Here is an 18,431-nt window from a genome sequence, read left to right on the forward strand (position 1 = left end):
GGTGCCTCCGGTTATAAATGTTTACTATTTCCTGTTAGCAGGTAACTAAAAAAGTATTACCTTAACAATGAAAAAGGAGCACTGATATAAATGGATATTAATAAACAGCAGCAGGATGGCCAGCCAAAGCAGACCCAGCCCGAGCAGCCAGGCCTTGAGTCAGAGATGAAGCCGCTGCCAATCCAGCCGCTCGATTATAAAGGAAGCGGAAAGCTGACGGACCGGGTGGCTCTGATCACTGGTGGTGACAGCGGCATCGGCCGCGCGGTGGCCATCGCCTATGCCAAAGAGGGAGCCCATGTAGTCATTAACTATTTGGAGCAAGAGCAGAGCGACGCCGATGAAACGAAAAAACTGATTGAAAACGAAGGCGTACAGGCTATGCTGCTGCCCGGAGATGTCTCGGAGGAAGAAACGTGTAAATCACTGATTGAAAAGACAGTGAATGAATTTGGCAAACTCGATATTCTTGTAAATAATTCTGCGATTCAGTTTCCAACGAGCGATTTGCAGGACATTTCGCTGGAACAGTGGGATAAAACATTCAAAACTAATTTATATTCCGTCTTTCATATGACCAAGTTTGCAATTCCGCATTTAAAAGAAGGAAGCTCTATTATCAACACTACTTCCATTAATCCGTATACTGGTAACCCGAACCTGATTGATTATACGTCCACCAAAGGAGCCATTAACGGCTTTACCCGCAGTATGGCAGCCAACCTTGTCGGTAAAGGCATACGGGTAAATATGGTGGCACCGGGACCAATCTGGACACCGTTAATCCCTTCAACCTTTGATGAAGATTCCGTGGCAGAATTTGGAACGACGGCACCGATGGGACGTCCGGGACAGCCTTCGGAGCTGATGGGCCCTTATGTTCTTCTGGCATCGGATGAAGGCTCCTACATGACCGGCCAGTGCATTCATGTGAACGGCGGTATGTACACGTCATCTTAAGAAAAAGAGGAGGAACCTTATGAAGCTGAATGATTTAACAGAGATTGAAGTTCAGAGAAAAGTAAATGAATACTTCCGGCTGGCAGACATTACGCTGAAAGATGAAGAAATACGGGATATTCAGATTAATGATTTCGGTCTTGGGCGTCTGGACGAACTGGGTCTGCAGCTGTTTGTGTATATTAATACAGAACGGTACTGTGCTAAAGAATGGGCGCTCTTCCCGCGTCAGACGTGCCCTGAGCATCTTCATCCTCCAGTGGAATCGGGGGACCCGGGCAAGCAGGAAACGTTCCGCTGCAAATTTGGAACCGTTTATTTGTATATCGAAGGGGAGAAGACTTCACATCCAAAGGTGCTTCCCCCGGAACAGGACAGGGCTCAGTTTACAGCAGCCCACGAAGTTATATTAACAGCCGGGGATCAATACACGATTCCTCCGAACACAAAGCATTGGTTCCAGGCAGGAGAAGAAGGTGCTGTAACCGCAGAGTATTCCTCGACAAGCACTGATAACCATGATATTTTCACGCATAAAGATATTTAACCATATGCTTCATTCATCCCTTCAGCCATATTGGCGGGAGGGATTTTGTTTATTTTATCCATAAAAATCCATTTCTTCCTATAAACTATGAGGTGATTATTACGATAATAATAGTAAGACATCAGCTTAAGGAGGAAAACGGTGAAAGGATTTATACAAAAGCTTACGCTTGGCACAAAGCTGAACATAATTATGGCTGCAGTTCTCATTGGTTTTTCTATTGTGATTGGTTTTATTACGTTCGACCAGATAAAAAAGGGCGTGGAAGAATCGGCTGTAGAAAAAGCGGTTTCCGACTTAAATTTAGGCTATGAATACATAAATAGTGAATACCCCGGGGAGTGGCGTATTGAAGATGGGAATTTAATAAAAGGGGAAACAACTATCAGCGGAAACACCGATATTGTTGATTTTATCGGGGAAATGACCGGGGGCACCGTAACCATTTTCATGAATGATACCCGTGTAACGACCAATGTGATGCTTGAGGGAGAGCGTGCTGTCGGCACCCAGGCGTCAGAGGAAGTGGTGGAAACGGTGCTGCAGGATGAAGAAATGTATACAGGAGAAGCAGACGTAGTGGGAACAAGCTATCAAACAGCTTATGAACCTATTTATAACGAAGCGGGAGAGCCTGTCGGCATGTGGTACGTAGGCGCGTCGCAGGAAATACTGGATGAAATTACCGGTAACGCACTCATTACCTTTTTGATTGCTTTAGTGATTGCCGGTATTGCAGCGATGGGCGGCGTATTTTTATTTTCACGAAGGATATCTAAAAGACTCGGACGTGTGACAGGTGCGCTGACAGCAGCAGGCGAGGGAGATTTTACCACGAAGCTTTCGGATCCTTCAGATGATGAAATAGGCCGGCTGACAGCGGGATACAATCAAATGCGGGAAAACTTGGGTGCATTGGTAAGACAAATCTTAACCACGTCTGAGCAGGTCGCAGCCTCCTCTGAACAGTTTAGTGCGAGTGCGGAGGAAACAAGCTCGGCTGCTGACGAAGTGTCCCGTGCAGTGCAGGAGGTGGCCGGCGGGGCGGAGCACCAGGCCCGCAGCGTGGGAGAAACAAAATCGCTGGTGGCAGATATTTCCGGCGGCATGGATCGTATATCGGGAAACATCCAGACAATTAATGAATCCTCGTCGATAAACGTCGAAACGGCGGAAAACGGGTCACAGGTTATTCAGCAGACGCTCGGACAGATGTCGTTGATTCAGAACAAAACGAATCATACCGCAACGTTTATTCATCACCTGGAAAACAAGTCTGGTCAGATAAATGACATTATTTCGCTGATTACCAATATTGCCAATCAGACCAACCTGCTGGCATTAAACGCAGCCATCGAAGCTGCACGCGCGGGAGAAAGCGGTCAGGGATTTGCCGTAGTGGCTGAGGAAGTGCGCAAGCTTGCCGAGCAATCCGGCAGTTCCGCGAGTCAGATTGGTTCGCTGATTAAGGATATCCAGGCAGACATCCAGGAATCGGTTACGTCGATGGAGGACGGGAAAGAAGCCGTAGAAGGGGGTATCCGTCAGGTAAAGGAGGCGGAGAGTGCCTTTCAGTCGATTTCTGTATCGACGAAAGATATCGCCGTTCAGCTTGAAGAATCATCGGCAGCTGTGGAGCAGATGACAGCCCAGACAGAAGCATTGATGCATTCCGTGCAGGGGGTCGCAGACATCGCCGACCAGTCCATGGAGCATACACAAAGCGTAGCTGCTTCCTCTGAAGAGCAAAACGCTTCCATGCAGGAGATATCATCTGCATCAAACACCCTTGCGCATATGGCAGAGGAGCTTGGGCGCTCCGTGCGCTCGTTTAAGGTTTAAGACCTGAAAAAGAAGCACCGGAGGCTAAAGGTCCCTGTGCTTCTATGCATTCTCATAAGCCTTTTCAAGAGCGGAAATATTTATCTTTTTCATCTGAAGCATTGCTTTCATGACGCTGGCGGCTTTGGCAGGGTCAGCATCGGTCAAATACCTGCTTAGTATTTCCGGGAGCACCTGCCAGGAAACGCCGTATTTATCTTTCAGCCACCCGCACACCTGCGCCCTTTCATCACCTCCTGCAGAAAGCTGCTCCCAGTAGTAATCGACTTCCTTCTGGTCACTGCAGTTGACGATAAAAGAAATTGATTCATCAAACGTAAATGGCTGGTTCCCGCCGTTTAAAGCGATGAATTCCTGGCCTGCCAGGTCGAATTCAATCGTCAGTACGGTTCCTGCTGGCATGCCGTGAACGTCGTACCCTTCATTTGTGTAATACGCCACCCTTTTCACTTTGGAATCAGGAAAAATACCGGTGTAGAAATCCACGGCTTCTTCAGCATTATAGCTGAACCAAAGATGGGGCGTAATTTTTTGAATTTGAGTCATCATCCTTCGCCTCCTTCTATGTAAATCATACCGCAATCCTCCAGGGAGTATTTCTTCCCGATTGCTTTTTTCGAAGCGGTTCTGTGGTTAGCAGGTATGTGATACAGTCAAAGGAAAGAATAGCTGCAGGGCCTGAGAGGAAAAGCAGCTTCGCTTTTTCTTGCCGTCGCAGACTTAAAGATGGAGAATGAGCATTCATAAAAATGAAACAGAGGAGGATACATCCATGCATATACGCAGGGTACAGTCCGAAGATTACTATGCGGTCAAGCAGGTGATTAACGAATGGTGGGGCGGAAGAGATATGGCTGGGAAGCTGCCGAAGTTTCTGTTTGACCATTTTCAGGAAACAAGCTTTATCGCAGAGGAAAAAGGCCAAATGACAGGGTTTCTTGTCGGGTTTTTGTCGCAGACAACAACGGACGGGGCCTATATACATTTTGCCGGTGTTCATCCGGATAACCGGGGAGAAGGAATTGCAGAAGGTCTGTATGACGCTTTTTGTGACTGCGCACTTGATGAAGGCCGAAGCATCATCCAGGCGGTGACGTCGCCTGTCAATGAAGGATCAGTGGCTTTTCATCAGGCAATGGGGTTTACTCTGATAGCCGGTGATAAGACGGAGAACGGACTTCCGGTACATACTGACTATGATGGAGAAAAGCAGGATCGTATTCTTTTTGAAAAGCAGCTGTAAAGCAGCCGGCGTCTCTTTTTACGGAGCGCCGGCTTTCGCTTTCCTATTCTTTTATCGCGGCGAATTCACGCAGAATCCGGGTAGTGGTGTTCCGGATCAAGCCGGGCAGAACACGAAAGGAGTAAGGCTTGTATACCCTCTCGGTCCATTTATGTCCGTCTTTTCCGTACACCCCCATGTTGATGGAGGAGATATTCAGCTGTTTTATAGCATCGACTGGCACAGGATAAAGAGTGTCGCCCTCCGGTAAATTTTTTAAGAGCGGCTCCAGCTCCGCATCCGATTCCTGAATGGACAAAAAGCTGCCGTCGGACAAATAGGGAAAGAAATTACGCATCTCGAATATTTCTCCAGTACTGGCCGAACTGTCCCGAAGAATAGAGGAAAGTGATGCCTTCAACTCCCGGTGCCGGCTATTGGCGTCTGTTAAATAATTGTGCGGCAGAAACGGCGGGGCGTAAAAGAAAATGATCTGCGGTGTTTTATCCGGGTCGAGCTCACGCAATGCGTGCACTAATTCAAAGCTTCGCAGCCGGAGGTCCATGCCGGCGGTTTCAGCAAGCCTTGCCTGAATGGCTGCCTGTGTGTCGAGTCCCTTTTGTTCAAGCTCAATGCGGTAGTTCTCATACGTCTTAACGTCTATTTCCCAGGAAATATTTTTTGGAGGCAAGCCGGTGGTCTCAATGTATCTGTCATATTGAGAGGCAAAATACTGCTCCGATTCCTCGGCTGCCCGCCGCGCTGCCTGAAGCATTTGTTCGGTTACCTGTTCTGCGGTGGTTTCGTATAAAAAGTAATTAAAATACAGCCGGCTGCCTGAAGCAGTCTGAACAGTGTAGCTTTCCTTCGTATCACGCTGGTAAAGACATGTCGGGGGCAGAATCAGTTCCCCGGGAATATGTTCGGTTAAATCATAATTGTTGTGGATGCGCTCTGTCAGTTTAGCGGCAACGAAATTAGGATCTACGCCGGCAAGCGTATCACCGACATGCACTTCGCGCCCAAAAACGAAAAAGGCAGGCAGCAGTTTTCCCGCAGTTCCTGTATAGATGTATTTTGTCGTATCTCCTTCATACAAAGGAGCGATAAAGTCGTTATTAATCGCGAGGAGGTACTGAAGGCCGTGAGAAAGCTTTAAATCACGAAGGACAGGCAGCGCGCCGATAAGGCCGCAATGCTCGCTTTCTTCATCGGGGTTCAGTAGAAGCAGAATATTGCCCTCAAGTTCTTCCGGATGCTCCGAGAAATAAAGCAGGTTCACGATATGTACAGCGATGCCGCTTTTCATATCGACGGACCCGCGTCCGAACATCCAGTCTCCACTTTGGGCGTCTGCCTGCACTTCAGGGTCATTTGTATAGCTTTGAAAGTAAGGAAGCAGTTCTTTTGGGGAACAGGCCTGGTGTTTAATATTTCCGTAGTCCTCAATCCCTACGGTGTCGATGTGGGAATGATAAAGAATCGTCTGAGCTGAAGCAGACGGGCCTTTGATAAAGGCAAACACGTTCTGGCGCCCGTGGGGGTCCCCGTGAACCGGCTCTATCCATAAGCGTTCCGGAAACTGTTGAAAATAAGGAAACGTATGCAGGATGCGGTAGAGCTCGTGGGCGATCGATACTTCGCCATCTGACGCGTTCACGCTGTTCCACTCCACCAGGTATTCTGTAAGGTACTCCGCCTGTTCTGCTGTAGTAAGAGCCTGTAAGTTTTCGTACACTGCTGATCACCTCGCCGCAATAATTGCTGTTGTCTTTTATTCTACTGCATGAATCTGTCAAAGTAAGCAAAGAAGTGAATTTTCCTGCGAAGGATTGTTTTATATCTCAAGGCCTGAGCTGTGCAGAAATGAGCAGGGTCGCCGTATAATAAACATATAAAGGAGGAAGATGCATGACAGTAACCATTAAAGCATTTCTGCAGGCACAGCCGGGAAAAGAAGAAGCTTTGAAAACAGAGCTGAAAAAGGCGCTGGCCCCGTCCCGGGCAGAAGCAGGCTGTATAGAATATGTTCTGTATGAATCGGAAGCGCAGGACGGGGTATTTATCTTTTCCGAACAGTGGAAGGATGAAGAGGCCGTGCAGCAGCATATTCAGACTGAACATTATCAGGCCTACCGGCAGAATACAGAAAATCTTGTCGTATCAAGAGAAGTGTATAAATTGAAACCAGTGGAATAAACGAAAAGAAGCTGCTTGCCGGCAGCTTCTTTTTTATAGATGCTTCCTTACTTCACTACCTCGAACCGTTCGCAGACGACTGTCATATCCTCCCGGAATATTTCCCCGACCTCTTCGAGCGCTTCGGTAAAAAATTGTTCATGTGCCTTCCACCAGTACTCGTATGAACGGTCTCCTTCCCCTTCGGCTTCAGCAAATTCTTTGGGTACTTCGTTCATCGGCATAATTTTGACGCTGGTAGTCTGGATAATGCATACCGGATCGCCGGCTCTGTTTAAAACGACGCTGTAATCCCCTATCGAAGGAAGAGGTTCATTTTCAATCTCATAAAACATGTAAGCCGAACATGTGGCCGTTTTGACTTCGGAAACGACAAGCTCTGCAAGTTCATCGGCATCTACGCCAAAGGACCAGGCCGTCACCTGCTCGGGAGGGGTCTCGTTTCGCTGCTGCCAAAAGTTTTTCCAATAAGTATCTGCTGCCTGGTTCATTGCAACTCCCCGTTTCTGTGATGGTCTTTCTTTTATTAAAACATACTTCCACCGGAATATATAACTTTGAAGAGCATATTAATAGAACCCTGCTGCAAATTTATTCGCGACATCTCCAAAAGTTTATGATAAAAGTAAATAAGAAAGATTCATATCGTCATTACATTGGGAGGAAATCAGAAATGAAGCTAATCGCTGTTGATTTAGACGGAACACTTATTAAAAAAGATCGCTCCATTAGTGCAGAAAATGTAAGGGCTATAAAAGCCGCTCAGGAAGAGGGGGATATAGTAGCCGTCTGCTCCGGACGGTCTCTGCAGGATACTGAGGATATTTTAAAGACTGCCGGCCTGGACTGCCCGATGATGGTCGGAAACGGGGCATGGACCTATCAGGACGGGAAAAGTATTGATCAGCTGGTGATGCCTGAAGAGATTACTGAGGAACTGCTTCCCGACCTTGAAAACGAAGGTTGGTACTACGAGATATACACAAATCAGGGAGTAATACTGCTTGAAGGCGGAAAGGAACGGCTCAGGGCAGAGGTGCAGAAGGTACAGGAAGAGAACGAGGAGGTGACCACAGCCTGGGCGGAAGAGGAGATGGGCATCCAATACGCCCAGCACGGCACGGGATATATGAAGGACTACCGTGATGTGGATCCGGCAACGGCAGGAATATACAAAATATTTGTATTGTCCTTTGATCAAAAAAGATTAAAAAATCTGCGGGATCGGATGTTCCCGCGTACAGACGTTTCTTTAACTTCCTCTGGGATTACAAAGCTTGAGATCGCGCACCCAAGCGTGAGCAAAGGGTATGCTCTGCGCCGCATGGCAGAAGAAATGGGTGTGCCGCTCGAAAACACAGCGGCAATTGGTGACAATTTGAATGATTTATCCATGTTTGACGTTGCCGGTACAAGTATTGCCATGGGAAATGCAGTGGAAGAAGTGATAGAAGCTGGGGATCATGTTACCAAAAGCTATATGGAAGACGGGGTAGCTTACGCAATTGAACACTATTTATAAACAGCGGAAAAGATGCAAAAAGCCAATAGCTCTCTTTAGAGTAGCCACTGGCTTTTTTTGCTGAAGTTGTTTAAATTTCGCCTGCTCCCATGTAGCGCGGTGCCCAGTAGGAGCTGTTCATGCTTGAGACAGTAACACCGGTGGAAGCGCCTGCGTGAATAAATTCGTTGTTTCCAGCGTAAATACCAGCATGGGAGGCACCGCCCCGTGTATCAAAGAAAACAATGTCTCCTACGGACGGGCTTGAAACTTTTGTGCTTGCACTGTAAATAGAAGCCACAGTACGCGGCATGCTTTTGCCGTGCTTATCATATACGTAGTTAATAAAGCCGCTGCAGTCGAAGCCGCTAGGCGACTCCCCGCCCCAAACGTAAGGGGTGCCCATGTACTGCTTGGCTGTGCTGACGATGTCTGAACCAGTGCCTGTAGAAATGCCGGCTACCTGTTCATTGCTGCTCGAGCTGCTGGCAGAAGAACCATCGTAATCCATCAGAGCGCTCTGCGTAGACGGTCCTGCTACTCCGTAATAGCTGCCGGCAGGAGACGAGATGCCTGTTGCCGATTGAAAGTCCTTAACAGCCTGGAGCGTTTTAGGACCGAAACGGGAACCGGTGTAGCCCTCGAAGAAGCCGTGCTCCTTTAGTTTCTTTTGAAGAGCGTTTACGGAAGAATTGACATCTCCGTAGGACATTGACCCGTGGCTTCCAATGGAAGTGGAACTCGAACTGCCTGACGTGTTTGATGAGGAACTGGACCCAATAATGTCCATTAATGTTCCCTGAGTCGAAGGTCCTGCTACGCCGTAATAGTTCCCGGCTGGAGATGAAATGCCTTCTGCTGATTGGAAATCCTTAACAGCCTGAAGGGTTTTAGGGCCGAAGCGGGAACCGGTATAACCTTCAAAGTAGCCTTCTTCTTTTAATGCTTCCTGAAGATCATTTACGGAGGAGTTGACATCACCATAGGATAAAGACCCATGATCATCAATTGCTGCGTCCGCTGCCTGAGGGCCTGCGAATAGTACTCCTGCTGTTACTGCTGTTCCAAATAAGTATTTTTTCATTATGTGTGTTCACTTGCTTTATGTATCATCCGCTGTCTTATATATGTAGGAGTATAATGATAAGTTTTTCGATATGATTACTGGATTTTATAAGTATAAGTAGTAGACAGGCTAATGGATGTAGCGAAGTGAAGCTGCACCTCCTAAATGTATTTTTGTGAGTCTTTAGTATGTGTTTTTCTATAAACCCAATTCTATAAGAATGTGAGAGACAATTCAATAATGTGCAAGTTTTGTAATATAGTTTTAATAAAAATGCTTTTATAAAAGTACTTTTGAAATAATCGAAGCAGAAAAACCCAACTGTTTTATTAATAGTTTGAATTTTTAATAAGTAATGCTAAAGACTGTTATTTAGGTAAAAAAGACTATGTATAAAAATGGCAGTGAACCAAAATACGACGTTTTTTAAATAAATATTAAGGGAAATGAGTAGAGTTCTTGAAGGTGTACAGTAATATACTTGTAACATTTTTGTAATATAAAATGATAAATCATAATAAGTGTTAAATATACATGTTTTATTTTTGCAATAATTCAGTAGTTATCCAAACGGCTTATTGATAAATGGGCCGTACAGGAACTGCATTTGGGTGTTCCGTCCTAAAGAGTGGGACGTCTTCGTTTTATGCACAGAAAAATTAAAAAACGAGAAACTTTTTCAGGACGAATCGGTATCCTGTGTACAGGCATAGAAATGCAGTTAGTGCGATGGCCTGAAGCGTGATTAAATAATACGGCCACGGGCCGAACAAATCGTACGGGGAGGGCGACGCTGGTTTTTCCATTAAATACATGTAATTGGCGTCGGAAGAGAGATTTACCAAAAATGCCAATGCGGCCGCAGCATTCAGGGCTCCCCAAACGACAAACAAGGAGCGAAAGGAGATAAAGGTACGCTTCACCACCACCTGATAAACAACGCCTGCCACAATCAGAGCGTGAGTAATAAAAAAGTGAAGAAACCGAAAATGAGGGAAGCCGTACCGTTCCATATCCGGAAATATTATAGTAAGTAAGGCGCTGGAGGTTCCGGCATAGAACGCGAAGGAAGTCCAAAAGCGGCTGCCGGTGATAAGCATAATAACAACTGCTATCCAGGCAAGATCGCTGACTTTAAGCGGAAGTGAAAAGCGAGTGTTCCAAATGCCGTTGGTAATATAAAAAAGCTGCAGGGCCAGCTGTCCAAGCAGAAAGGTGGAAATGATGAGCCACTTAATCGTCTGACGGGCCAGGGGCTCGCGCCGAAGGTAGTTCTGAAAAAGTATAATACCGGTGCAGGCAAGGGCAAGACAAACCCATACCATAAGCTGCCCGATACCAAAGGGTTCAAAGACCGGACCGTCATGATTAAATCTCCACCACCACATGTTTAATCCCCCTCTCGTTTTCCTTTTACCAGTATACGCGTTGCCAAAAGCTTCCCTCAAGGCCAGCTCTTTAAACAAATTACTCCAGGGCAGGCGTGGTTTCAATAGAAGAATGTAAAGAAAAACAAAGTATTCCGCTTCCTTTTTCCCGTTAAAGGATTGAAATATTAAGGCAATAGCGTTAAAATGCTAAATATTTCATAATTTAGAGAAAATAAAGGAGTGGAAGAATGAACAGCCTGAATATATTCGTAAATAAGTATTTTGCTGTTTTTGTGTTAATTGTTGCATTTATTGCTTATCTGCTGCCGGATGTATTTGTAGGAATTACTGGTTACATAACTATTTTACTCGGGATCATAATGTTTGGAATGGGGCTTACGCTGAATCTCTCCGATTTCCGTATTGTGGCAAAAAAGCCGCTGCCGGTGCTGACCGGGGTGGTTGCGCAGTTTGTTATCATGCCGCTTGCTGCCTTTATCATTGCCCTGGTTCTGCAGCTTCCGCCGGAAATAGCGGCAGGTCTCGTGCTTGTAGGTGCGTGTCCGGGCGGTACAGCCTCAAACGTTATGGTGTACCTGGCTAAAGGGGATCTCCCGGTCTCAGTGGCTATGACGACGGTGTCGACGCTGCTTGCGCCGCTGTTGACGCCAATTGCTCTTTTAGTGTTTGCAAATGAGTGGCTGCCGGTGGATCCGCTGGCAATGTTCTTATCCATTTTCCAGGTGATTATTGTACCTATCGCACTCGGTTTAATGATCAAACAGCTATTTCCAAAGACGGTGGAAAAAAGCGTTCAGGCGCTCCCGATCGTGTCCATGGCAGCCATTATTGCGATTGTGGCGGGAGTCGTCGGGGCAAACCAGGAAAACATTGCTGCAACCGGGCTGTTGGTTTTTGCAGCGGTGGTGCTTCATAACGGCTTTGGGCTGGCCCTTGGCTATGTCACGGCGAAGCTGGTGGGGCTGGACGAAACAAAACGGCGGGCCGTATCGATTGAGGTCGGAATGCAGAATTCCGGGCTTGGCACCCAGCTGGCAACGGTCCACTTCACACCGCTTGCTGCGCTTCCTAGCGCTATTTTCTCCGTCTGGCACAATATTTCGGGGCCGCTGCTCGTGTCCTGGTGGGGAAGGAAAAGCCAGAAGAAGGAAGAGGCTGTGAGGGAAAAGGAATGGAAGCATTATAAATAATAGAAAAAATCCCGTGCTCACAGTGAGCGCGGGATTTTTAAAACGGAAAATTACATGTGTTTTTCAAGCAGGCCCTGGAGCTGATCCTTTGGCTGGAAGCCGACGATTTGTTCTACCATTTCGCCGTCCTTGAAAATCATGAGTGTTGGAATACTCATAACACCGTATTTACCGGCGGTTTCCTGATTTTCGTCAACGTTTAATTTAGCAATTTTGACGTTGTCGCCGATTTCTTCGTTAATTTCTTCGAGAACCGGAGCGATCATTTTGCAGGGTCCGCACCAAGGTGCCCAAAAGTCAGTTAGAACGACACCTTCGGAAATCTGTTGGGAAAAGTCCTGATCTGATACGTGTACAATAGCCATTTATGAGAACCTCCTTCATTTCGCTTCATTGCGAGTATAGAGTAATCGTAGTACGAATAACCCTATTTGTCTAAAAGTATGCTTGAGCGGTTCAATTTTTTCAAGGGGAAGGAATGGATAATGAAGTGCACGGGAAAGAATATAAATAAGAAAATTCACAGAGAGTAAGTATTCGGAAGCATAAAGAAGAGAGGGGTTCACCTATGGCAAATAATGATAGGGATAAAGAAATAAGAAGCTATTTTAGGGAAATGGATCGCAGTTTTTATATGGATACGGACAAAAGCCTTGCCAAGTGGGATCAGGCTTTATCGATTGGGCACGGGCAAACCATCTCTCAACCGTCGCTCGTATTGAAAATGACGCTGGAGCTGGATGTGGAGCCAGGCTCCCGGGTGCTCGAGATTGGTACAGGCTCCGGCTACCAGACCGCTCTGCTAGCAGCTTTCTCCGACTCTGTGTACACGGTCGAACGAATTCCGCCATTGCAGGAAAGGGCACAGGATCGCCTGTTGGAAGCAGGGTTTACAAACATTAATTACCGGCTGGGCGACGGCAGTAAAGGCTGGCCGGAGCATGCGCCGTACGACCGTATTATGGTAACGGCAGCAGCTGAAGCTGTGCCGGATTCCTTAGTGGATCAGCTGGCAGCTCCCGGGAAAATGATGGTGCCGGTAGGCGGCCGTATGGGGCAGGAACTGCTTCTCATCGAAAAAAACCACCAGGGAGAAGTGAGCTCTCATGTAGTCGAATATGTAGCGTTCGTGCCGCTCGAGCAGGACGATAAAACGTGAGAAAACGTGGAAGGCGTAAAGGACCAGTCAATATGAGGGAGATTATGTGGGCGGTTTCCACTGTGTTACGCTTTACATGCACGTTATTTTAAAGAGGAGGTTTACTATGCCAACGGTTCACGTAAAAGGCTATGGTACATTTGAAGTAGAAGAAGGAAAAAAATTAGTGCTTGCACTTGAAGACAACGATGTTGATATTCTGCACCGCTGCGGCGGAAACGCCAGGTGCACCACCTGCAGGTGTGAAGTAAACGAAGGAGAGCTCGGGCCAAAGGAAGCTCCTGAAGCCGCGGTTCTCGAAAACAAAGACATTACTGATGAAAATATCAGGCTCTCCTGTCAAAACCGGGTGTATTCCGACCTGACGGTAACACCAGTTATGACGGCCTCCAATTCTGATATGGAGCCGGGAAGACGCCCGGTAGATTAATAGAAATGAACACCAAAAGACTCTCCTGGCGGCTGCGGAGAGTCTTTTTTACATATGTTAAGCATCGGTTTTTTCATTCAAAAGCTCCTGGAAAGGAAGCGGTTTGTAATAATAATATCCCTGTCCCCATTTCACGTGTCGGGCCTGGTAAAAGGAATGCTGCTCAAAGGTTTCTATTCCTTCCACTACAGAACGCATATTTAGGGAATAAGCCAGCTCAATAATCGCACTGACTATTTTTTTGTTCGCGGTGGAAGTCAAATTAGTGCTTAATTTTTTATCGATTTTTAAAACATTAATCGGGAAACGGTGGAGAAGGTGAAAAGAAGCATAGCCGACACCGAAATCATCAATAGCAATACGGATTCCCATAGCCCGGAGCTCTTCCAGATTTTTCAGAACCTCCGGATTTTCGTCGATGAACAGCCGTTCTGTAATTTCTAGAATGAGGCGGGAGGGCGGAAAGCCTTTCTTTGTTAAAATGTCATATACATTTCCCGAAAAAGAAGGTTCATATAATTGGAGTGGCGATACATTGACGGAAAGGTCTATCGGTTTATTTTGTGAAAAGTAATACGCCAGTTCAGAACAGCTTTTTTCGAGCACCCATTTTCCGATTGTGGGAAGAGCGCTCGAGTTTTCGGCAATAGGCAGCCATACGTTTGGAGGTATTCTTCCGTAAACCGGGTGGTCCCAGCGAAGCAGAGCTTCCACTCCGCCAATTTCTCCGTCTTTTAGATCCACCTGGGGCTGATAGTAAAGGGAAAGCTGCTCGTATAATTCTTCTTTTTGCAGTTCGTTACTAAGCATGAACTCCTGCTGGGCAAGATCGGCCTGATTATCGTTACTGATTATATAGCGGGAGTCCTTTTTATGCTTGGCCTGCATCAGCCTTCGTTTAGCAGTCTCAAGGAGCTCTTCATATGTGGCAGCTTCTTTGGGAAAATAAGCAAGTCCGATACGGAAATGAACGTACACATTATTACCATTTAACGAAAAGGGGGAATTCCATAAGTGATACAGCATTTGTTCTACAGCTTTCGTAGAGCTGTATTCTTCATTTTCATCCTCCGGGTGGGGAAGGAGAACAGCAAACTCGTCCTGGCTCACACGTCCAATAATGGCTTCCTGCGGGAGCTCCTCGGAGAGAAAATGAGCAATTTTTTGAAGCAGGCTGTCGCCCTGCCCCCACCCGTACTGCTGGTTAATCATTTGCAGGTTTTCCACATCAATGTAGAAAAGGCTGCAGATAGCATATTCCTGCATTAAATGTTCGAACAACATAGGGAACGAACGCTGATCATAGAGGCCGGTCAAAGGATCGCGGACTTTTCCTGCTCCATCTGCACTGTCTGACCGACCATAAAGGCCATGCTCTGCATCCACTTTTCATCTCTTTCGGTGAATTCATATGGCTGGTCACTGATTAAACATAACGATCCGATAGAAGTGTTGTTATCGAGAGCGATAATAGTGCCTAAAAAGCTGCCGTTTCCATGCAATTGGGTGAAGGGATGGTTTTTGGCGATGGGATGATCAGCGAGAGCAGGGATGCGGATTGATTGGGTCAGTTCGGTTAAAGCTAACCGGCAGAGCGAATGATGAAAGGATTCAGTGTAGCCTTCAGGCACGTTCAAATGCGCCTGGTCCCATACCCGGTGGATGGTATTGGTATCATGGTCGTGAGTAGCGAAATACACCGTATGGGCCGGAAACATGCTTCCGATTAAACGCATCAAATGACTCATTGTTCTTTGGAGACGCAAATAATATTGGGTATCCTGATGAAGGATATGATTCCCCTCCCTTCCTATCACATTTATTGTTCAACAGCTGAATAATTAAGTCGTAAGTACTATTATATACTCTAGTACCTTATTTGTATATTTTAGAAAAAAATGGGAATGTCCAGCATAAAAAAACGCTGGACAGCAAAGAATGCCTCCAGCGTTTCGGATTATGATTTTCCGGCAGCACTGCCTGTTTTTTCTGTTTTATTAATCAGCTTTGTTCCGACGAGATCGCCTGTAACATTTAAAGCGGTCGCGCCCATGCCGACAAGTACGTCAACAGCGGTTAAAAGTGCTACTGCTTCCATGGGAAGGCCGACCTGGGCAAAAACGGTGGCAATCATAATAATGCCGGCGCCCGGGACTCCGGCTGTACCGACCGTGGCAAGAGTCCCGACGATGACTATTTGCAGAATGGCCACAAAGCTAAGTGGCTCCCCGACGACATTTGCTGCGAAAACAGCGGAAACAGCGACCCGAATGGCAGCGCCGTCCATGTTAATCGTCGCTCCGAGAGGCAGGCTGAAGCCGTAGAGGCTCTGCTTTAACCCAAGGTCACGCGCAGCGTTTAATGTGAGAGGCAGCGTGCCGGAGCTGCTCTGGGTGACGAAGGCCGTAAGCATCGGGGTGCGCGCTTCCCGGAAGAAGGCGCCCAGATTAGTTTTGGCGGCTAAAAGAAAAACAATATAGAGCCCCAGCTGTACTGCAAGGGCAACGTACAGCACGATTATAAAGTTACCGAGGGAGAGAAGGGTATTTGCTCCCTGGCTGCCTACAATCTCAGCGATAATGGCAAAGATGCCAAATGGTATGAACTGTAAAATGCCTTTCATCACGGTGAGGGTAAGTTCGTTTAGAGCTTCTGCCCCGCGGTATAGACGCTCGCCTATTTCTTTATAGCTTGAGGAGGAACGCAGATAGGTTAATGCAATCCCAAAAGCAAAGGCGGTAAAAATAATGCCCAAAAGATTCATTTCGGTAAAGGCTACGGCAATATTATCCGGGACAATGTTTAATATAACCTCTGTGACCCCAGGGTTATCAGGAGTCTCAAAGCTTTCGCTCCCATCCAGGGTAGTGCCGGTGCCAGGGTTGAAAAGGCTGGCAACAGAGGTGCCCACCACGATTGCTACAGCAGAGGTAAGAAGATAATAAATGAATACTTTTCCTCCCATCCGGCCGAGACCTCCGACAGTAGTCTGGTTGATCCCTACAATCAGCGTAAATAAAATCAATGGAACTATAATAAACTGAAGCAGTCGCAGCATAAGGTCGCCGATAGGGGCGAGCACGGAGGCACTTTCGCCAAAAATAAGTCCCACAGCGATACCGGCAATAAGAGCAGTTGTAATTTTGGCAATCAGTGAGACATCAAAGTAACGCTTTAACAGGTGTTTCAATAGCTGGCCCTCCTTTATTAATGAATTCTTATCGGTTTAATCAACATGATAAAACTAAAGGAAACAGACAGTGTTGTCAAAATGAATGCTCAGAAAAGATGTAATGAATGTAAAGATAAAAAAGAGTTTCCCCAAAGTGGGAAAACTCCTTTGTAAAAATATACTACAGCACCGACAGCAATATTAAAGCATTTGGCTGATTGTTTTTGGATGGAGATGCTGAATCAGATAATCCGGGCCGCCGGCTTTGGCATCGGTACCGGACATTTTAAAGCCGCCAAATGGATGATAGCCAACGATGGCACCGGTGCAGTTGCGGTTGAAATACAGGTTGCCGACGTGGAAATGAAGCTTCGCGTATTCCAGCCGGTCGATGTTATTGGAGATGACCGCCCCGGTTAAGCCGTATTCGGTATTATTGGCAATATCAATGGCTTCTTCGTAGGAGGACGCTTTCGTAAAAGCAACGACCGGGCCGAAGATTTCCTCCTGCATAATACGTGCTTTCGGGTCCAGGTCAGCAAAGACGGTCGGATCAATGAAGTAACCTTTGGAGTCGTCGCTCGTTCCTCCAGCCACAAGCCGGCCTTCCTGTTTGCCGATATCGATATAGCCGGTGATTTTATCGAATGCTTTCTGGTTGACCACAGGGCCCATGTAGTTGTCATAGGACGTCGGATCCCCGACAGACAACGCTTTAGCCTTTTTCTCCACTTTGCTCAGGACGTCATCGTACACGTCCTGGTGAGCGACGACCCTGGAGCCTGCCGAGCATTTCTGGCCGGAAAAGCCATAGGCAGAAGCGATAATGGCTTCAGCGGCCGTATCAAGGTCCGCTTCGCTGTCGACGACAATCGTGTCTTTGCCGCCCATTTCAACGATGACCCGCTTCAGGTGCTGCTGGCCTTCCTGAATCTCTGCTGCTTTTTTATAAATACGTGTGCCGGTTGCCCGGGAGCCGGTAAAGCTGATAAGCGCTGTTTTCGGATGATCCACGAGGTGATCGCCGATTTCTTCCGGTTCACCGGGTACGAAGTTAATGACGCCGTCCGGCACGCCGGATTCAATTAAAATGTCGACAAACTTCGCGGCGATCACAGGGGTCGGCTCGGCCGGCTTTAACAAAACGGTATTGCCTGTCACCAGCGGGGCGACCGTTGTCCCCACCATGATGGCGCAGGCGAAATTCCATGGTGGAATGGTAACGGCCACACCAAGCGGCTGGTAGACATACTGGTTGTATTCTCCCTCACGGCTGTTAATGGGCTTGCCGTTTTTCAGCTCGAGCATTTGGCGGGCATAGTATTCAACGAAATCAATGGCTTCGGCCACATCAGCATCTGCTTCCTTCCAGGGCTTGCCGCCTTCTTTGACGAGTGTGGCCGACAATTCGTGCTTCCGGCGGCGCATTTTTGCGGCTGCCCGGAACATGACTTCCGCACGGGCGTTGGCACTTGTCGTTCTCCAGGACCGAAACGCTTCGCTGGCAGCATCGAAGGCCTGATTAATTAAGGCGGGATTGGCTTTGGAGACTCGGCCAACCACTTCTTTTTTATTAGCAGGATTGATGGAAACAAGCTTTTCGCCCGTGATAATCCGCTCGCCGCCAATAATCAGCGGGTAATCCTGACCGAGATGTTTTTCGACTTCTTTGATCGCGTCAGCAAATTCCTTGCGGTTCTGCTCATTCGTAAAATCCGTAAAGGGTTCATGACGGTAGGTTGTATACATTTG

Annotated in this window: 19 protein-coding genes; 9 read left to right on the forward strand and 10 right to left on the reverse strand. The window is 47.1% G+C overall.

Annotated elements, in window-relative coordinates; all coding sequences use genetic code 11:
* Positions 1 to 90: 90 nt before the first annotated feature.
* The 3 genes from Q0757_RS03120 (at position 91) to Q0757_RS03130 (ending at position 3,349) form a co-directional block, all read left to right on the forward strand.
* Positions 91 to 960, forward strand: a complete 870-nt coding sequence (locus Q0757_RS03120; protein ID WP_298784650.1) for an SDR family oxidoreductase — start codon at positions 91 to 93, stop codon at positions 958 to 960.
* Positions 961 to 979: 19 nt separating this feature from the next.
* Positions 980 to 1,507 (forward strand): D-lyxose/D-mannose family sugar isomerase, encoded by a 528-nt coding sequence (locus Q0757_RS03125; protein WP_298784652.1) that lies wholly within the window; start codon positions 980 to 982, stop codon positions 1,505 to 1,507.
* 141 nt (positions 1,508 to 1,648) lie between these two features.
* On the forward strand, positions 1,649 to 3,349 hold the full coding sequence (locus tag Q0757_RS03130) for a methyl-accepting chemotaxis protein (protein WP_298784654.1): 1,701 nt from the start codon (positions 1,649 to 1,651) through the stop codon (positions 3,347 to 3,349).
* A 42-nt stretch (positions 3,350 to 3,391) separates the two neighbouring features.
* Here Q0757_RS03130 and Q0757_RS03135 read toward each other — a convergent pair whose 3' ends face one another.
* On the reverse strand, positions 3,392 to 3,898 hold the full coding sequence (locus Q0757_RS03135) for a VOC family protein (protein WP_298784656.1): 507 nt from the start codon (positions 3,896 to 3,898) through the stop codon (positions 3,392 to 3,394).
* A 223-nt stretch (positions 3,899 to 4,121) separates the two neighbouring features.
* Here Q0757_RS03135 and Q0757_RS03140 point away from each other — a divergent pair, with 223 nt between their 5' ends.
* Positions 4,122 to 4,592 carry a GNAT family N-acetyltransferase gene (locus tag Q0757_RS03140; RefSeq protein WP_298784658.1) on the forward strand — a complete coding sequence of 157 codons (471 nt, stop codon included), beginning with the start codon at positions 4,122 to 4,124 and terminating at the stop codon, positions 4,590 to 4,592.
* Between the two features lie 43 nt (positions 4,593 to 4,635).
* On the opposite strand, the gene Q0757_RS03145 is transcribed toward Q0757_RS03140, so the two are convergent.
* On the reverse strand, positions 4,636 to 6,309 hold the full coding sequence (locus tag Q0757_RS03145) for a M20/M25/M40 family metallo-hydrolase (RefSeq protein ID WP_298784660.1): 1,674 nt from the start codon (positions 6,307 to 6,309) through the stop codon (positions 4,636 to 4,638).
* Between the two features lie 173 nt (positions 6,310 to 6,482).
* Between Q0757_RS03145 and Q0757_RS03150 the strand changes: the two genes are divergently transcribed.
* A complete protein-coding gene (locus Q0757_RS03150; RefSeq protein WP_298784662.1) occupies positions 6,483 to 6,770 on the forward strand; it encodes a putative quinol monooxygenase in 288 nt (95 codons plus the stop codon).
* Positions 6,771 to 6,817: 47 nt separating this feature from the next.
* Here the strand turns inward: Q0757_RS03150 and Q0757_RS03155 are convergent, their stop codons facing one another.
* On the reverse strand, positions 6,818 to 7,261 hold the full coding sequence (locus Q0757_RS03155) for an ASCH domain-containing protein (RefSeq protein WP_298784664.1): 444 nt from the start codon (positions 7,259 to 7,261) through the stop codon (positions 6,818 to 6,820).
* Between the two features lie 182 nt (positions 7,262 to 7,443).
* On the opposite strand from Q0757_RS03155, the gene Q0757_RS03160 reads away from it, so the two are divergent.
* Positions 7,444 to 8,292 carry a Cof-type HAD-IIB family hydrolase gene (locus tag Q0757_RS03160; protein WP_298784666.1) on the forward strand — a complete coding sequence of 283 codons (849 nt, stop codon included), beginning with the start codon at positions 7,444 to 7,446 and terminating at the stop codon, positions 8,290 to 8,292.
* Positions 8,293 to 8,362: 70 nt separating this feature from the next.
* Here Q0757_RS03160 and Q0757_RS03165 read toward each other — a convergent pair whose 3' ends face one another.
* Both Q0757_RS03165 and Q0757_RS03170 read right to left on the reverse strand, forming a co-directional pair.
* Positions 8,363 to 9,355: an NlpC/P60 family protein gene (locus Q0757_RS03165; protein WP_298784668.1), complete on the reverse strand. Its 993-nt coding sequence runs from the start codon at positions 9,353 to 9,355 to the stop codon at positions 8,363 to 8,365.
* A gap of 641 nt (positions 9,356 to 9,996) precedes the next feature.
* The gene (locus tag Q0757_RS03170) at positions 9,997 to 10,725 is read right to left on the reverse strand and encodes a TIGR02206 family membrane protein (protein ID WP_298784670.1); all 729 of its coding nucleotides are present in this window, start codon (positions 10,723 to 10,725) and stop codon (positions 9,997 to 9,999) included.
* A 230-nt stretch (positions 10,726 to 10,955) separates the two neighbouring features.
* Here Q0757_RS03170 and Q0757_RS03175 point away from each other — a divergent pair, with 230 nt between their 5' ends.
* Entirely contained in the window at positions 10,956 to 11,918 is a 963-nt protein-coding gene (locus Q0757_RS03175; protein ID WP_298784673.1) for a bile acid:sodium symporter family protein, read from the forward strand.
* A 50-nt stretch (positions 11,919 to 11,968) separates the two neighbouring features.
* Here Q0757_RS03175 and trxA read toward each other — a convergent pair whose 3' ends face one another.
* On the reverse strand, positions 11,969 to 12,283 hold the full coding sequence (gene trxA, locus Q0757_RS03180) for a thioredoxin (RefSeq protein WP_022794304.1): 315 nt from the start codon (positions 12,281 to 12,283) through the stop codon (positions 11,969 to 11,971).
* Between the two features lie 203 nt (positions 12,284 to 12,486).
* Here trxA and Q0757_RS03185 point away from each other — a divergent pair, with 203 nt between their 5' ends.
* Both Q0757_RS03185 and Q0757_RS03190 read left to right on the forward strand, forming a co-directional pair.
* Positions 12,487 to 13,077: a protein-L-isoaspartate(D-aspartate) O-methyltransferase gene (locus Q0757_RS03185; RefSeq protein WP_298784682.1), complete on the forward strand. Its 591-nt coding sequence runs from the start codon at positions 12,487 to 12,489 to the stop codon at positions 13,075 to 13,077.
* Positions 13,078 to 13,183: 106 nt separating this feature from the next.
* Positions 13,184 to 13,507, forward strand: a complete 324-nt coding sequence (locus Q0757_RS03190; protein WP_298784683.1) for a 2Fe-2S iron-sulfur cluster-binding protein — start codon at positions 13,184 to 13,186, stop codon at positions 13,505 to 13,507.
* Between the two features lie 57 nt (positions 13,508 to 13,564).
* Here the strand turns inward: Q0757_RS03190 and Q0757_RS03195 are convergent, their stop codons facing one another.
* From Q0757_RS03195 to pruA, 4 genes are all read right to left on the reverse strand, one after another.
* Positions 13,565 to 14,893 (reverse strand): bifunctional diguanylate cyclase/phosphodiesterase, encoded by a 1,329-nt coding sequence (locus Q0757_RS03195; protein ID WP_298784685.1) that lies wholly within the window; start codon positions 14,891 to 14,893, stop codon positions 13,565 to 13,567.
* The gene (locus tag Q0757_RS03200) at positions 14,821 to 15,255 is read right to left on the reverse strand and encodes a GAF domain-containing protein (RefSeq protein WP_298784687.1); all 435 of its coding nucleotides are present in this window, start codon (positions 15,253 to 15,255) and stop codon (positions 14,821 to 14,823) included. Before Q0757_RS03200 ends, Q0757_RS03195 begins: the two co-directional genes overlap by 73 nt.
* A gap of 209 nt (positions 15,256 to 15,464) precedes the next feature.
* Positions 15,465 to 16,697: a dicarboxylate/amino acid:cation symporter gene (locus Q0757_RS03205; RefSeq protein WP_298784689.1), complete on the reverse strand. Its 1,233-nt coding sequence runs from the start codon at positions 16,695 to 16,697 to the stop codon at positions 15,465 to 15,467.
* Between the two features lie 183 nt (positions 16,698 to 16,880).
* A complete protein-coding gene (gene pruA / locus Q0757_RS03210) occupies positions 16,881 to 18,428 on the reverse strand; it encodes an L-glutamate gamma-semialdehyde dehydrogenase (protein ID WP_298784691.1) in 1,548 nt (515 codons plus the stop codon).
* Positions 18,429 to 18,431 lie beyond the last annotated feature (3 nt).

It is taken from the genome of uncultured Marinococcus sp., from assembly GCF_947493875.1.
GTDB lineage: Bacteria > Bacillota > Bacilli > Bacillales > Marinococcaceae > Marinococcus.

Bases quoted from the DNA above. Each gene is read 5' to 3' on its own strand.
- Q0757_RS03120 (WP_298784650.1), top strand. From the start codon at position 91: ATGGATATTAATAAACAGCAGCAGGATGGCCAGCCAAAGCAGACCCAG.
- Q0757_RS03125 (WP_298784652.1), top strand. From the start codon at position 980: ATGAAGCTGAATGATTTAACAGAGATTGAAGTTCAGAGAAAAGTAAAT.
- Q0757_RS03135 (WP_298784656.1), bottom strand. From the start codon at position 3,898: ATGATGACTCAAATTCAAAAAATTACGCCCCATCTTTGGTTCAGCTAT.
- Q0757_RS03140 (WP_298784658.1), top strand. From the start codon at position 4,122: ATGCATATACGCAGGGTACAGTCCGAAGATTACTATGCGGTCAAGCAG.
- Q0757_RS03150 (WP_298784662.1), top strand. From the start codon at position 6,483: ATGACAGTAACCATTAAAGCATTTCTGCAGGCACAGCCGGGAAAAGAA.
- Q0757_RS03155 (WP_298784664.1), bottom strand. From the start codon at position 7,261: ATGAACCAGGCAGCAGATACTTATTGGAAAAACTTTTGGCAGCAGCGA.
- Q0757_RS03160 (WP_298784666.1), top strand. From the start codon at position 7,444: ATGAAGCTAATCGCTGTTGATTTAGACGGAACACTTATTAAAAAAGAT.
- Q0757_RS03165 (WP_298784668.1), bottom strand. From the start codon at position 9,355: ATGAAAAAATACTTATTTGGAACAGCAGTAACAGCAGGAGTACTATTC.
- Q0757_RS03170 (WP_298784670.1), bottom strand. From the start codon at position 10,725: ATGTGGTGGTGGAGATTTAATCATGACGGTCCGGTCTTTGAACCCTTT.
- Q0757_RS03175 (WP_298784673.1), top strand. From the start codon at position 10,956: ATGAACAGCCTGAATATATTCGTAAATAAGTATTTTGCTGTTTTTGTG.
- trxA (WP_022794304.1), bottom strand. From the start codon at position 12,283: ATGGCTATTGTACACGTATCAGATCAGGACTTTTCCCAACAGATTTCC.
- Q0757_RS03185 (WP_298784682.1), top strand. From the start codon at position 12,487: ATGGCAAATAATGATAGGGATAAAGAAATAAGAAGCTATTTTAGGGAA.
- Q0757_RS03190 (WP_298784683.1), top strand. From the start codon at position 13,184: ATGCCAACGGTTCACGTAAAAGGCTATGGTACATTTGAAGTAGAAGAA.
- Q0757_RS03200 (WP_298784687.1), bottom strand. From the start codon at position 15,255: ATGAGTCATTTGATGCGTTTAATCGGAAGCATGTTTCCGGCCCATACG.
- pruA (WP_298784691.1), bottom strand. From the start codon at position 18,428: ATGTATACAACCTACCGTCATGAACCCTTTACGGATTTTACGAATGAG.